The organism is Spirosoma migulaei (assembly GCF_054776855.1).
The window spans coordinates 486,380-502,102 of the sequence record NZ_BAAHBG010000002.1 but is presented as its reverse complement, the minus strand read 5'-3'; the positions used below and the strand labels follow the sequence as shown (position 1 = coordinate 502,102).

General features: G+C 47.6%; 11 protein-coding genes. 4 read left to right on the top strand and 7 right to left on the bottom strand.

The features are described from left to right. Positions 1-99 precede the first annotated feature (99 nt). The 5 genes from ACYVGO_RS03235 to ACYVGO_RS03215 all read right to left on the bottom strand — a co-directional run bounded on the left by ACYVGO_RS03235 (position 100) and on the right by ACYVGO_RS03215 (position 6,737). Positions 100-780, bottom strand: a complete 681-nt coding sequence (locus tag ACYVGO_RS03235; protein ID WP_142770405.1) for an NUDIX hydrolase — start codon at positions 778-780, stop codon at positions 100-102. 121 nt (positions 781-901) lie between these two features. Continuing rightward, positions 902-1,561 (bottom strand): hypothetical protein, encoded by a 660-nt coding sequence (locus ACYVGO_RS03230; protein WP_460967516.1) that lies wholly within the window; start codon positions 1,559-1,561, stop codon positions 902-904. Between the two features lie 172 nt (positions 1,562-1,733). Beyond that, positions 1,734-3,956, bottom strand: a complete 2,223-nt coding sequence (locus ACYVGO_RS03225; RefSeq protein ID WP_460967514.1) for a S9 family peptidase — start codon at positions 3,954-3,956, stop codon at positions 1,734-1,736. Continuing rightward, on the bottom strand, positions 3,953-4,480 hold the full coding sequence (locus ACYVGO_RS03220) for a DinB family protein (protein WP_142770402.1): 528 nt from the start codon (positions 4,478-4,480) through the stop codon (positions 3,953-3,955). The genes ACYVGO_RS03225 and ACYVGO_RS03220 overlap by 4 nt, the downstream gene beginning before the upstream one ends. Positions 4,481-4,601: 121 nt before the next feature. Continuing rightward, complete coding sequence (locus ACYVGO_RS03215; protein WP_460967512.1) at positions 4,602-6,737, bottom strand: S46 family peptidase; 2,136 nt, start codon at positions 6,735-6,737, stop codon at positions 4,602-4,604. 524 nt (positions 6,738-7,261) lie between these two features. Here ACYVGO_RS03215 and ACYVGO_RS03210 point away from each other — a divergent pair. Further along, the gene (locus tag ACYVGO_RS03210; protein ID WP_460967511.1) at positions 7,262-8,092 is read left to right on the top strand and encodes a hypothetical protein; all 831 of its coding nucleotides are present in this window, start codon (positions 7,262-7,264) and stop codon (positions 8,090-8,092) included. A 5-nt stretch (positions 8,093-8,097) separates the two neighbouring features. Here the strand turns inward: ACYVGO_RS03210 and ACYVGO_RS03205 are convergent, their stop codons facing one another. Then, positions 8,098-9,438 carry an NAD(P)/FAD-dependent oxidoreductase gene (locus ACYVGO_RS03205; RefSeq protein WP_142770400.1) on the bottom strand — a complete coding sequence of 447 codons (1,341 nt, stop codon included), beginning with the start codon at positions 9,436-9,438 and terminating at the stop codon, positions 8,098-8,100. A 221-nt stretch (positions 9,439-9,659) separates the two neighbouring features. Here ACYVGO_RS03205 and ACYVGO_RS03200 point away from each other — a divergent pair, with 221 nt between their 5' ends. After that, a complete protein-coding gene (locus ACYVGO_RS03200) occupies positions 9,660-12,062 on the top strand; it encodes a TonB-dependent receptor (RefSeq protein ID WP_142770399.1) in 2,403 nt (800 codons plus the stop codon). Beyond that, the gene (locus ACYVGO_RS03195) at positions 12,062-13,012 is read left to right on the top strand and encodes a DUF4249 domain-containing protein (RefSeq protein ID WP_460967509.1); all 951 of its coding nucleotides are present in this window, start codon (positions 12,062-12,064) and stop codon (positions 13,010-13,012) included. The genes ACYVGO_RS03200 and ACYVGO_RS03195 overlap by 1 nt, the downstream gene beginning before the upstream one ends. A gap of 95 nt (positions 13,013-13,107) precedes the next feature. Here the strand turns inward: ACYVGO_RS03195 and ACYVGO_RS03190 are convergent, their stop codons facing one another. Further along, positions 13,108-14,211 carry a chorismate mutase gene (locus ACYVGO_RS03190; RefSeq protein ID WP_142770397.1) on the bottom strand — a complete coding sequence of 368 codons (1,104 nt, stop codon included), beginning with the start codon at positions 14,209-14,211 and terminating at the stop codon, positions 13,108-13,110. 275 nt (positions 14,212-14,486) lie between these two features. Here ACYVGO_RS03190 and ACYVGO_RS03185 point away from each other — a divergent pair, with 275 nt between their 5' ends. After that, complete coding sequence (locus ACYVGO_RS03185; RefSeq protein WP_142770396.1) at positions 14,487-15,698, top strand: proline dehydrogenase family protein; 1,212 nt, start codon at positions 14,487-14,489, stop codon at positions 15,696-15,698. The last annotated feature ends 25 nt before the right edge of the window (positions 15,699-15,723 follow it).

Sequence of the window (15,723 nt, the reverse complement as noted above, 5' to 3'; positions counted from 1 at the left end):
TTTTGGTTTAAATGTTTGTTTGACGTTTGTAGTTGGATGTTGGCTGACGCGAAAGCAACTATGCGTCAACCAACATCCAACTACAAACGTCAAACAAGTCTACAATAACTTCATTGTCTCATAATCCCCCACATGCTTCAGGTACAGAAAATTAAGCAGTAGCCCATTCACATTGGTAATAAGCTTATGAGATTCGGGAATCGTTGCCACTACGCTGGTGATGCGTTCATGTTCTGCTTCACTCCCCATATTTTTGAGGTGAAACGTCATGATTTCATCACGGCTCATTTCCTTCTCTATATAGAAAAAGTGCATGCCTTCGTCGCTGGTACCCGTACTCGGAAACCAGACATGGGGATTTAGCTTCGTCAACTCATCGGCAGTAACAGTCAGGCCAATTTCCTCCCCTAGTTCGCGAGCAGCTACATCGTTGGGCGAATCGCTGGCATCAACCATTCCGGCAGGGTGCTCGTAGGTCTGTGAGCCATCGGCAATCCGTCGTTGCTTTACCAGCACGACAAACTTCTCTTTGGTGGCACTATCAATCAGGCAAACCAGCATCGACGCGGCATGACCTTTCAGAAAGAGAGCGGGTGGAATTTTATCGCCTTCGGGCGTATCGGCGTCCACTTCAAGCATCGCAAAGAGCACTTCGCCATTATGTCGGCGACGAATGTAAGCCTCCTTGATGGCGTTAATCTTCATTCCATTCGCTTCCATCTGGCTTTTCCAGTAGCGAAACTTGTGTGCTTCTTCGAGCGATTCCTGTTGCTTACTCATACCTGCAAATCACGTAAAAAAAATGTCTTCATAACAGTCGTATCAACTATTATGAAGACGAACTAATCTAGTTTTCTGATTCTTTATGGCCTATTTTTAGTAGGCAGGTCATGAACCCAATTTAATTCATTTTTAGCCTGAAAGTTCCGTTTGAGATAACAATCTGATCCTCTTTCTCCTGCTTTTTATAGCCGTTTCCTTCGGGGTCAATATCCTGATCGTAACCCGATGCTTTGGTAATGGCTTTATCCTGCATCTTGTTCATTAACCGCCCCATACCACCAAAAACGGTAGCCGATGCTTTCTCTTTCCAGTAACTACCGGCCAGTGTACCGCCGAAGGTAGCTTCTAGAAACCCATCTGTCCCCATTTTGACCTGGATTGTCTCGTCGGCATTCGTCGATTTGCCAACGTGGTATTCCATACGAGGCTCTTTGGTCTCTTCAACGTATTTGATAACGGCAATACCTTTATACTTGCCCATATCCTCATATTTCTTCTTGTTTTCCTTCGTATCCGGCTTGTCGGCATCCACCACCAAATACGTACCCGATTCAAGCACATCACTTTTGTCGAATCGACCCAGCCAGATTCGGAGTGATTTATCCGGCTTGATCGTGTTGGCAGTTACCCACCAGAAATTAGCAATCTTGATTCGGCGCGGTTGCGTTATAAACTCTTTTCCATCAATCTGCGCCTTCAGCGTATTATCATTTGCGATTTGTGCGAAGCTGGTCGTAGTCAAAAAAAGCAAACCCAGAAACAGATAGCGAGTAGCCATGGTCGTTTAACAGTTAATGATTCCGGTAAACTTATGGAAATAAACCATTGAGTACCATGACCGTTTTAGTATCCGGTCCATTTCTGTTACAAACGTAACGTGGGAGGAAATCCGCGATTTTCAGATAGTATTTATCATTAAAAAATCGCTGGTTTCCTCCCACGTTACCTGGCTATTTCTGTGTGAGCACTTGCGAATCTGGTCCGATATACCGCTCGAAGAATTCATAAATCCGGAGCAGCCGGTCAATCCGCTGACGAACATTACCCGTCCGACTTAGCTCATGCGTAGCTCCGGGCATCCGTACATACTCAACCGGGCGTCCTAATATTTTCAGGCTTTTGTACATCATCTCGCTCTGGATGGGCCCTGTCCGAAGGTCATTCTCCCCATGTTTAATCAGCAGAGGAGTTCTGATATTCTGAACAAAGGTGTAAGGAGAATTGGCATCCAATACCTTCGCTTCGGCCGACCAGGGATAAGCGAAGTAATTTGGAATGAGTCGCCAGGCATTCCCTTCACCCAGGAATGTGGTCAGGTCATACACACCCCGTTGTGCGAAGGCGGCTTTAAACCGATTGTCATGTCCAACAATCCAGGCCGTAAGGTACCCGGCATAGGAGCCACCCGTAATCACCCGCCGACTCGTATCAACCCAAGCTTCTTTAGCGGCATCGCTTTCAGCGGCTAAAACGTCCTCAGCTGGACCCGTGCCCCAATCCTTGATATTGGCCCGCTGAAAATTGATGCCGTACCCGCCCGATCCGCGTGGGTTTGCGTAAACGATCCCGTAACCCTGCGCGCACATATATTGAAACTCATGCCACATCGACTGCTCACCTGGGCCCCACATAGCGGTTGGGCCGCCGTGCATATTGAGTAAAAGTGGGTATTTCTTATTGGCCTCAAAAACCGTCGGCTTCATAATCCAGTAATCCACGGTCTGGCCAATTGAATTTTTATAGGTGCGTTTTTGCGGGAAACTAAGCTGACGTTGAGCCACCCAATCGTTGTGATTACTCAGCTTCGTTTGTGCTTTAGCTGTTTCATCTGTTACGTACAGTTCCGATGGGTTAGCCACTTCGGTTTTTGCAAGAACCACCCGATTGCCTACAATATCAAAACCTGTAACACCGGCCTCAACGTCTGTTAATTGCGTAACCTGACGCGTAGCCGGATCGAGCCGATACAGAGGAGCCCCGCCATTCGAGGAAGCAGTAAAGTAGATCACATCGCTTGGAGCGGCTTTTTTACCTTTTCCTAAACTGGGGAGTGTTGCCCAGACCAGATTCCCAGCCGCTCGGTCGAAGGTGACGAGTTGAATACCCGATGCTGTTGAGCCATTCAGGGTTGCCAGTCCAATCTGAGAAAAATTGACACCTTCCGATGGGCTGACCAGAAATGCCAGTTGTTTCCCATCTGGCGATACCTCCGGCGCACCGTAGCTTTTACCGGCTTCGCCTAGTACCAGCGTTTTCTTGCCAGAGCCATCTGCCGAAACAAAGAAGATAGCATTGTCCTGCTCACGGTCGGGGTGCTTCATTGAATCCAGATCGGCAACAGCCAAAAGGCCTTGTCCACTGGGTAGCCAGTTAGCAGCGGTATACGATGAATAACCGCGCGTCAAGGGTTTAGGCGTTGCGCCCTCGGCCACATCAATCACATATACATGCGTGAAGGTTATATCTGGCTCGGTGGTAGCTTCGCCCTGAAAATTGAGTCGGTTGATCACTTTCGCCTTTTTATCCTCAACATCTTTATTCAGATAAGCGCGGATTTCGGCCAGCGAACCATCCGGATTAGGCTTTATTTTCTTATCGACTTTAATGAAATTGTTATTGGTAAAACCAGGCTTTTCGAGCGACCAGGACGGCCCCCCTTTTGTTGGATTCAGCAGCGAATCGGTTAATAGCTGCGCCATAGTTACGCCAGCTGTAAACGCAATTCGTTTTCCATCCGGAGACCAAACCGGGCTGGATGCGCCATAATTGCTGTTCGTCAACTGCCAGGCTTCGCCCCCATCCAATGGCATGATAAAAATCTGCCCTTTGGCTTTCACCGTTCTGACAAACGCCAGCCACTTCCCATCCGGCGACCAGGTAGCTTGCCGTGCCGACTCAGGGCCACGCGTCAGTGCTTTGGTATCTCCGGGTTTCAGTCCTGTCAAATAAATGTGTGTTTTGTAATCATATTCTTCGGGTCGGCCCTCCGATTTCTGGTCGGGATTCGCTTCAATGGTGGTGAGGGTATAAACCGCCCGTTGCCCATCGGGAGCCAGTTCAATGCCACCAACTTGTTTGATTCGTGTAAGGTCGGTAACGGTGATCTTTGATTTTGTCTGCGCGCAAACGGTTTGCGCTGCAATGGCGATGAAGAGTAAGGTTCTTTTGATCATAATTTGGTAAGAAGAGGTAAATAGCGTTCCCGAATAATGTTAGCATGATGTCGGGCATGACCAACCATGACAAAGCCCAGGGCCAGTACAGAAATGGTCTGGTGAAAACAGATGCCGCTACGTAACAGCATCTCATTGTCGAAACTTTTGTACAGCGCAATAGTGGACTGCCGTACATCGGCATACTCGGCATATAAATCGGGGATAGTCCGGCGCGTGGCGTGGGCATTTTTACCAAACAACTCCTCGTCGTAACCGGGCAAACTGGTTTGATCATTACGGGCAAAACGTAGCGCTCGATAAGACATAATACGCTCGTTATCAATCACGTGTTGTACAATATCTTTTACCATCCATTTATCGGGCGCATACCGAAGATCGCCAATGGCCTCAAGTTTATAGGCTGGCATCAACGTTTCAAACGACGCAGCTTGCGTCAATGCATCCATGATAAATACGTTATCGGCGATATTGATATATCGGTCGAAAAACTGAGGCATCACGGGAATTTCAGATTTAGTCATTGCCTTGGGTGGGTGTTTGTTATAAATATAAGGCGGTAAAGCGAATTGAGGGGGTTAAAACAGCTAAAAAATCTGTTCTAACCCCCTCAGGCAGTTGTCAAACTATAGGTATTTCTGGGCTTTATTTTTTTACTGAACCAGGCTTAGCGGGTGCGCCGACAAGTTCGTTTACTAATCGATCCGCTTTGTAGATATAGCGCATAGCGGCAATAATTCCGCCGGTATGTACTGAGATGGTTCTGTTTAAATCAGGTACGAAAATAAATTCACCCGGTAAGCTTTCCATATTACCATCAAAGGCCAATCCAACAGCTTCGCGGTTTTTATTGATCATTGGGCTACCCGAGTTTCCCCCAATAATATCATTCGTAGAAATAAAGCACATCGGTTGTTTGAGCAATTCCATTGGCGGATTTTTCCAACGAGCGGGCAAATCCCAGGGAGCTTTATTCGCAAACGAATAATTACGATCATACAGGCCGGCAAAGGTGGTTAGAATAGGTGCCTTTGTGCCATTATAGTCGTAGGACTTCACCACGCCATCATTGATTCGGAGTGAAAACGTGGCATCGGGAGGTACGGCCGTTCCGTACACATCATACAGCATACGACCCAATTGACCGCGCAAAACCTCCTGTCGTTGCGTAAGTTGCCGGGCTTGCCGGGCGGCTGCTACATACCGGGGAAACCCAATTCGGGCCAGCGCCAGCATCGGATCGTTTGATGAAATAGCCGAATTGGGGCGCGTGGATAACTCGCTTAAAAAGGCAGGGTCGGTAAGTTTAGTGTTTTTGACAAGATAAGCCGCAGCTTCTTTGGGCGTGCGACTTTTTCCATCAGGTCCCGTAAGAGCCGCTTTCACATACGGATCATCAGTACCAAGAGCCGCTTGTGCTTCGGCCAGGTGAGCCGCCAGATACGCTTCTTCCAACGCTAAATCTTTCACCTCTGGAGCCACCATCAAGGAACGGGCACGCTCGGCATCCTGCGGCCGTGAAGCCAGCAATTCACTGAATTGGGTAGCTACATTGGCAAAGGTCATCAGCTCGCCCATTGTCCGTTCGCTGGGGGCCAAATAGTTCGCATCTTTAAAAAGGCTTCGTAATTGCGCTGTGCTGGCAGCAATTTCGTCCCAGGTTTTTAGTTGATCGGCAGGAAGGTTTTTAGCTTTGGCGGCTGCCTTGAACTGGCTTTCGAAGACGGCCTTACGGGCTAGCAGACTAGCATCGCGCAGGCCTTCCATCTGGCCACCGTAGGCTTTCAGGCTGTTCTCGTAGCTAAAAATCTCGTTTAATACACTGTCGTTTTTCGCCGTAGCATTGTAGGCTTGCAAGGCAGCAGATCGGTTTTTAAGGAGTTGAATAGTAGCGGGCGTTTGTAAATCCCGGTCGAACTCCAGTTCGGCTACCGTTTTAAGGCGTTCCGTATGCCCCGGATTACCAATTACGAAAATAGGTTCACCATCCCGAACGCCATTTGGGTTAAATTTGAAGAAATGAGTCGTTTGCAGGGGCTTCCCATTGTCATACACCCGAAAAAACGAGCAGTCGAGCGCATAACGAGGATAGGTAAAATTGTCGTAATCGCCACCGAAGAAGCCAAGTTGCAACTCAGGCATGAACACCAGCCGTACATCGGTATAGCGTTTGAATCCATAAAGCGAGTAACGGCCTCCGTTGTAAAAGGTGATGGTTTGTAACTCCAGCCCTTTCCAGCCAGCTTTTTCGCCATATTCCTGTTTTACGGCTAAAAAGGCTTCCTCGCGGGCCTGTAGCTGCGCCTGTTCCGATTGAGATGCACCCCCAGTCATTGCATCCTGAATGCGCTTCGTAATGTCCTCGATCTTCACCAACTGATCGACGAATAAGCCATCTACTTTCCGTTCCTCAGCGGCTGTTTTGGCAAAAAAACCGGTGGCGTTCAGGTCTTCCCCTTTACGTGTCACACCTGTTCCCGACTCGCGGGCGCAGTGGTGGTTGGTCATCACAAGGCCATTTGCGGATACAAACGAAGCTGAGCAATAATCCGCAAACCGGAGCGACGCCAGCCGGGCTTCATCGAACCACTTTTCGTCGGGGGTAAACTTATAGGTCTTCTGAAAGTAGTCTTTAGGCGGATTATCGAACGTCCACATCTTACCCAGATCGAGCGGGCCGCCTTTCGTTGTATCAGGAGTGGATTGAGCTGGCGATGAACTGGCCAGTGCTGTCAGGAAGGCACTTGCCAAAAAGGCAGTGCGAAGGTTGGTGCAACGCATTGAGTTAATCAGGACGGTGAATGTACTTAATGGAACGCGAAATTGAGCTAAACGTTTTAAGTATCCGCTCAGCCGCCGTCGCGTGCTGAAACTTTAACTGAACCTTAATCAGCAACCTTTAATCGTTGACAGGCTCCAGTTATCTAATCCTTGAATTACAAAAAAAATAGCTTCACAACCATGAAAACGTCAAAATTGCTCGGACTTTTAACAGCCTTGATACTTTCTGTATCAGTAGGGAGCTGTACATCAACTTATTATAGTCGCCCTACTTATGGCCGCCATTACGGAGCCAGACGCCCTTATGGTCCACCACCAAGGCCAGCCAGACCTTATGGTGGAAATTATGGATATGGCCGTCCTGGTTGGTAACTAGATGCACTGATTTATCTCCAAAAGTATATACTTCACCGGTATGTACCTTTGGGGATAAAGGTATAGGGATGATACGGAACTCAAAGAGGTGAAATACGCTTTAGTTAGCATTTATCACCTTTTTACCACCGTCATTTACTGTACATTACATGAAGCGTAAACCTTTACTGTTCACTCTTTTAGTATATTCTCTACTACAACCTGTTTTCGCCCAACAGTCTCTTCCCGAAAATTCAATTAAGCTTGGTAAACAGCGGGGCAGTATTTATTTCACCTGGGGCTATAATCGCGACTGGTACACCAAAAGCACAATCCACTTCCGGAATACAACGACAGATAATTACGACTTCACATTTATTGATGCGAAGGCCCACGACCGGCCTGATTTACACGATTGGTATAAGCTCAATAACCTGACGGTTCCACAGTATGACATGAACCTGGGTTATTTTTTCAACGATAAACGCGATCTGGGTATCGAGATAAGCTGGGACCACCTAAAATACATCGTTACCGATAACCAGGTTATGCATGTACAGGGTCAGATCAGGGGTCATCAGATTGATAAAGACACGCTTGTAACACCCGATTTTGTGCATTTACAGCACACCAATGGCAACAATTATCTGATGCTCAACCTGGTAAAGCGGCAACAGCTATGGCACTCTAAAGCCTTTCAACTGAGCGCCATTGGTAAAGTTGGCGGTGGCCCGCTGATCTCCTACACAATCTCAACCATACTAGGCAATAACGATGAAGGCTATTTCCATTATCATGGTATGGTAGCCGCACTAAGCGCAGGCCTGAAGCTCGACATCTTTAAGTACTTTTTTTTACAGACGGACTTTCAGGGCGCCTGGGTCGATTACACCAATACTCGCCTTGGGGCAGACCACCAGGGGCTAGCTACGCACCATTTTTATTCGCTTCAATATAAATATCAGTTCGGCTTCAATTATCCGCTCGGGAGTCGTCGGTAAGATTTTCACGCTTGTTCATTTTGCGCCATCATTTCCCGGCCAACTTTATCATCTTTTCGCACAAATGGCCGGATAATGATTCGGGTACCCCGTTCGTAGGTAAATAGCCGGTATACCCAGTTGCTGAACACGATCAGCTTACTACGGAAACCCACTAAATACCAGATGTGGACAAATAACCAGGCCATCCATGCAATAAAGCCGCCGAGATGAATACCCCCCGGCAAATCGGCAACGGCCCGACTACGGCCCACAATAGCCAGCGATCCTTTGTCGAAGTACTCAAAAGGCGTTGTCGGTTCGTTTTTAAGAATTCGCTGGATATTTTTCGCCAGATGTTTTCCCTGTTGAATGGCGGGTTGTGCCACGCCAGGGTGCCCTTTTGGATAGTCTTTCAGCTTCATAAAAGCGATGTCTCCAATGGCAAACACATCTGTCAATCCCTGAACACGGTTAATGGGATCGACCAGAATTCGCCCTTTCTCCGTCGATTCAGCCGGAATACCGTCGATGAGCGCACCCGTTACACCAGCTCCCCAAACCAAGGTTTGTGTTTTTATTTGTTCGCCCCCTTTGAAAGTCACCGTCTCCCCATCGTACGATTCAACCAGTGTATTTAATTTGACAATGACACCGAGGTCTTCGAGGTATTGTTGTGCTTTCTGCCCGGCTTCGTCCGACATAGGTGGCAATACTTTACCCAGCCCTTCAACCACGTAAATACTCATCTGACTGAAATCCAGTCCCGGATAATCGCTCGGTAGCACATGCTTACGCATTTCGGCCAGCGAACCGGCCATTTCAACGCCGGTTGGGCCTGCACCGGCAATCACGAAGGTGAGTAAGCTCTCCCGTTCAGCAAAGTCAGTTGTAACGCTGGCCTGTTCAAAACACTGTAGAAACTGACTTCGGACGTTGAGCGCTTCGGGAATCGTTTTCAGTGGAAAGGCATATTTCTGTATTTGCTCATTGCCAAAGTAATTCGACTTTGAGCCGCTGGCAATCACTAAAAAATCATAGTGTAAATCGCCAATCAGGGTGGTAACCGTTTTGGTAGCCGGGTCAATTTTATTAACCCGAACCATTCGATAGTGAAAATCATTAAAGCCATCGAACATTTTACGAAAGGGCTCTGCGATGGCATCAGGCTCTAAACCAGCGGTAGCTACCTGATATAGTAAAGGCCAGAAACCGTTATAGTTCTGTTTATCGAACAGCACTACCTGCACACCGGAATTGCGCAGCGCTTTAGCCAGATTCATGCCCCCAAAACCGCCCCCGATAATGACAACACGGGGTTTATGGGTATCGGGTATATTGAGCGAAAGTTTATCGAATTGAAGCATCGTTATTCAGGTTTTACGTAAAGAGGGATTGACTGGTTATAGTACCTTATAGTCAGACCTTTTGTTTCGATATGAATGAGAAAGTGAGCAATGAATTGTGGGGTCTGTCGTTTCATGATATAATCCTTTTCTCAATAAATGTTAATTTAACAAGCGGCTTATGACAAAGGGCCAAAACGTATATCAGCTTCGCTTTCCAGTTGGTCAGAATTACCTCTACTATGAGAACATTTTTTTACAGCTATTCATTTTTTTTCCTGTCAATCAGCCTTTTAAATGCCCAGACTATAGCCAACAAGTTCACCGTCAGTGGTTACGTCCGGGAGTTGGGTAGCCAAGAAGCACTTATTGGTGTAAATGTATATCTGCCCGGTACCACCACCGGTACGACCACAAATACATATGGCTTTTACTCACTGACGCTCCCTGCGCAGGATAGTGTACGGCTGGCCTATTCGTTTGTAGGCTACGAAACAGCAGCCAGTACGCTGGCCCTACGTACTAACCAGACCCAGAATGTATTCCTAACACCGGGTCGGGCACTCTCGGAGGTGCAGGTAAAAGCGGGTACGTTAGTTGAAAAAGTGAGCGAAAGCCCACGAATGAGTACCATTGATGTCCCTGTTGCGCAGATTAAAAAAATTCCGGCCTTCCTGGGTGAAAAGGATGTATTGAAAGTATTACAATTAATGCCGGGTGTTCAGAAAGGGTCGGAAGGACAAACGGGCATTTACGTTCGAGGGGGGGGGCCTGACCAAAACCTTATTATTCTGGACGATGCCGTTGTGTATAATGCCAGTCACCTGTTCGGCTTTTTCTCGGTCTTCAACGGCGATGCCATTAAGAGTGTTGAGTTAATAAAAGGTGGCTTCCCAGCGCGGTATGGCGGGCGTTTATCATCGGTCATAGACCTGAATATGAAAGACGGTAACCGCGACAAGATCCACGGTGAAGGAGGGATAGGCCTGATTGCCTCCCGGTTCATGCTGGAAGGACCACTAACGAAGAATAAAAAGGCTTCTTTTCTGGTATCCGCTCGGCGCACTTACCTCGATATTATTGCGGCCCCGCTTATCAACGCGCAAACAAAGGGACAAACGCAGGCAGGCTATTATTTCTACGACCTGAATGCAAAGGTCAACTATGATTTTAGCCCAAAAGACAAATTATACTTAAGCGGGTACTTCGGCCGAGACAAGTTCTATGCGCATGACAATACCCAAAACAACGACATTGGCCTAGGCTGGGGCAATGCAACCGGTACACTTCGCTGGAATCACCTGTTTAACCAGAAACTGTTTGCGAATCTGTCGTTGATTTTTAGCGACTATAAATTCCAGATTTCAGCTGTAGAGAAGAGTTCGATTGGAACCGATACGTACTCACTTCAGTACAATTCCGGTATCCGGGACTTATCGCTGAAATATGATGTTGACTACTATCCATCGCCCCAGCATTCAGTGCGAATGGGCGTGCAAAGCACCTATCATCGGTTCACACCCAGCGCTGTAGTTCTGCAAAATGCGGGTATCAGCCAGTCGATCGACAATATTGAACATATTGATGTGCTTGAATCAGGGATCTACGCTGAAGATACCTGGCGACCCTCTAGCCGATGGCGGGTAAATGGAGGCCTGCGACTAAGCTATTTTCAGCAAAAAGATGCGGGCTATGTCAGGCCCGAGCCTCGGATTTCAGCCGCTTACACCCTCAAACCGAACTTATCCATCAAGGCATCGTACGCCTTAATGAACCAGTATGTACACTTGCTGTCGAACACGGGCATTGGCCTTCCAACCGACCTTTGGGTACCAACCACCGACCGGGTGAAACCACAGCAATCGCAACAGGTAGCCATAGGCGTTGCCAAGGACTTCACTGACAAGGGGCTGACGCTAACGGTAGAGGGGTATTACAAGACGATGAATAATATCCTCAACTACAAGGAAGGAGCCAGTTTCTTGCTTATCAACGATCCTACTTCGGCCAACAGCGTACGTTGGGAAGACAACGTAACGGCAGGCCGGGGCTGGTCATATGGGGCTGAATTTCTGCTGCAAAAGAAAGTGGGACGATTTTCGGGATGGGCGGGTTACACACTCTCCTGGACCCAATGGCAATTTGCGGACCTGAACGGTGGGCAACCCTACTATCCTCGCTACGACCGACGGCATGATATTTCGTTGGTTGGCATTTATGAACTGAACAAACGTATTACTCTATCAGCAGTTTGGGTTTATGGAACAGGGAATGCGTTAACCGTTCCAGTTGGCCGCTACGATACCTATCGAGCGGGCAATACACTGGTGTATGGGGGCTCGCCTGGGATTGTCCAATCATTTTTTACGAATCCTCGCACCGTCGATGATTATGGTACTCAGAAAAACAGCTTTCGGGCGGAGCCTTATCATCGTTTTGATGTAAGTATTCAGTTTCATAAGCAGAAAAAACGCCACGAACGAACCTGGGAAATTAGTTTTTACAATCTCTACAACCGCAAGAATCCGTTCTTTTATCGGCTCGAATCCGTAGCGGCTACTGCTACTGAGCCCGCTCGTACGGCTCTATTTCGTTATTCCGTTTTCCCGATTGTGCCAGCAATCAGCTATAATTTCAAATTCTGATGCATCTTACACGACATATTCATAGAGCATTTTTCGCCCTGAGCGCACTTCCAGTATTACTTGGATGTACCAGCTTGCGAAATGAGGTTGATCCAAGTCAGCTAGGGCTCGCGACACCTAAGTTGGTCGTAAGCGGTTTTTTCTGTCCACAGGATACGGTATTAACTGTAAAAGTAACCCGTTCCAACACCGTAGTGGGCGACAGTATTAGCCTGTTACAAACGGGTAATAATATCACCGATGCTATGGTTACCCTTTCGGAAGGTGACCGTTCCGTTGTGTTACCTTATACGAACATCAATCCCGGCAGCGATTCATCGCAATCCTTTTACGGTATAAGCGCACGTAGATTGCCCATTATAGCAGGTCGAACCTACAAACTCACAGTCGTAACAGCTAGTGGTCAGCGGGCAACAAGCACCTGCACTATCCCGCAACCTGTTGACCCAATAGACATCAAATTTGCTTCGCTGACTGAAACTCAAAATCGCAGGCAAACCGAGCGCTATTACGTTACGGTGCGTTGGAAAGACCCCGTTGGTCAAACCAATGCCTATCAGGTCGCCGGTATTTTCCGATACACAACAGCCACAAATGTTCGGGAAGAACGATATAATAGTCTTACGTTTGACGATGAGAATCGAGGATTATTTCCAGATGCAGGTGTCGACGGTGATACTATAGTTTCTGGAAGGGCTTTTCTAACCGCTAACTCATCAACTGGTAACACGCAAACCAGTTTTGACAGCCAATACAACACCGCTACCGTTACGGTTAATTTGCTGAGTGTCGATCAATCGTATTATCGATATCAGGAGGCTATCATCCGCCAACGACGCTCCCGTAATAACCCGTTTGCCGAACCTGTCCTGATCCCAAGTAATATTGAGGGCGGCCTGGGTTGCTTCGCAGGTTATAACAATGCAACCCTTACGATGAAATTGAAGTAAAAAAGTGGAGTAAGTGAAATGGGTGCAGTGAGTGCCGTAAGTTTTAGTCCTTACTTCACCTACTGCCCCCATTTCACTTACTCCACTAAAGCAAGCTATGCGCTTTGCGCTGCGCTGTGGATAATCTCCGTTTGTTTCCGAATCGACTCCATGTGGATAATCTTGTAGATTTCTTCCACCAGTTCAGGGTATAAACCCAGTTTTTGGCCTAATTCGGTACGCGTTTTCAGAATTTCTTTCCAACGGTCAGGCTGGAAAAGCGTCACGTTATTGTCACGCTTGTATTCGGCCAGGCGTTCAACCAGTGCCATCCGGGCAGCCAGCATCTCGACAATCTGCCGATCTACGTTATCAATACTGCGTCGTGACTGCTCTGTAAAGCTCTGAAATTCCAGATTTTGCGACTCAACCTGACGAATTTGCAGATGATCGAGCATCTCACCAAAAGCAGCAGGGGTCAACTGCTGTGCAGCATCACTCCATGCTTTGTCTGGATCGATGTGCGATTCAACGATCAGGCCATCGTAGTTAAGATCGAGTGCCATCTGAGCCAGTTCGTTCAGATAAGCCCGCTTACCAGCCATGTGGCTTGGATCGCCAATGATAGGCAATTGTGGGAAAATCGACTTCAGTTCAATGGCCATCTGCCACATCGGTACGTTACGGTACTTGCTGGCTTCACCTGTTGCAAATCCACGGTGAATAGCTCCTAATTTCGTAATACCGGCTCCGGCAATACGTTCAAAGGCACCAACCCAAAGAGCTAAGTCAGGGTTTACAGGGTTTTTTACCAATACAGGTACATCAACTCCACGAAGAGCATCCGCAATTTCCTGTACATTAAATGGATTAACGGTGGTACGGGCACCTATCCACAGGATATCAACACCATATTTCAGAGCCAATTCAATGTGCTGGGGGGTAGCTACCTCAACCGCAAACGGCAGACCCGTTTCGGCTTTGGCGCGCTGAATCCAGGGCAGAGCGGCTTCGCCCATACCCTCAAAACTACCCGGCCGGGTGCGGGGCTTCCAAACGCCCGCGCGAATAACATGAACCGCGTCCAGTGCTTTCAACTGGCGAGCGGTTTCAACTAACTGATCTTCGGTCTCAGCACTGCAGGGGCCCGCAATGATCAGAGGTTTGCCGTTGGTCTCAATCCACGATCCCAGCGGCTCTACGGCTAATTCGACTTTCATACTTAACGCTTAATCTAAGAGTAATACCGATCTACTCTATTGGGAACTTTCAATTTAATTTTATGGTATATTTGCAAGGGAATTGGCTGTATTTCAAGCCGGTTCCTTAATTTGTCTAAAACCATTTTTAGTTTGTCCAAATAAGCCGCGCCGGTGAGTTAACCGATTGACCGAAATTTCGTTATATATTTCGGTCGTGTTAGCCGACACGCATTTAAGTTATGCAAGTAGCACCGCCCAAACGGAGCACTAATATGTCGAACCGAAGTAATCTAATGCCGGAGACAGTCCAGGGCCTTACTGATGTAAAACCCGTTTCATTTGAGGACACTTCGATTGCTTTTTCGTCCCAGTCGGACTTCAAACTCCGAAAGACCTACTGGTTATTTGCGTTGATGAATAAGGGATGGCTGGTAAATTTAGGTACTTTTTTTATAAAGATCGCCTTACGCCTTCACCTTCCCATCAAATTCCTCATTAAAAACACTATTTTCGAACAATTTTGTGGAGGAGAGAGTATCCGCGATTGCGAACAAACCATCCGCCATCTCCACGACGTCCATGTTGGTACTATCCTCGATTATTCTGTTGAAGGCGAAGAAACTGAAAAAAGTTTCGATGAAACAACGCTCGAAATCCTCCGCACGATCGAACGCGCCAGCGAATCCAAAGACATTCCTTTCTCGGTTTTCAAAGTAACAGGCGTTGCTTCTACGGAACTGCTTGAAGCTGTTCAGATTGGCGACTCGTTGAACAAGGCGCAAAAGGCTGAATTTGACCGGGTCATGCAGCGGGTCGATACGCTTTGTCGGCGCGCCTACGAACGAAATGTCCGCATTTTTATTGACGCCGAAGAGAGCTGGATTCAGGACACGATTGATACGCTGGCGTATGAAATGATGGATCGCTATAATCATGAGCGCCCCGTTGTTTACAATACGTACCAGATGTACCGCTGGGAAAGCTTCGATCATTTACGCCGTGACACCGCCGAAGCCCAGGCCAAAGGGTATTATCTAGGGGTAAAATTGGTTCGGGGTGCCTATCTGGAAAAAGAACGGTTACGTGCCCACGAAGAAGAATATCAGGATCCCATTCAGCCTACCAAAGAAGATACTGACCAGGCGTTTAACGGAGCCATCGACTTTTGTTTAGAGCATAGGGATACCATCTCAGTATGTCTTGGTACTCACAATGAAGACAGTTGTCAGTATTGTATCCAGCAAATGAAACAACTGGGTATAGCTCCAAACGACTCCCATATTTATTTCGCACAGTTGTTGGGAATGAGTGACAACATCTCTTATAACCTGGCCAATGCAGGGTATAATGTGGCTAAATATGTGCCTTATGGCCCTGTTGACACGGTAATGCCCTATCTGTTCCGGAGGGCCGATGAAAATAAATCCATTGCCGGACAGAGCAGCAGAGAGTTCACATTGGTGAGTGATGAATTGAAACGGCGGAGAAACTGCCGGTCAAGATAAGTGGTCAATAATGGTCAGAGGTTGT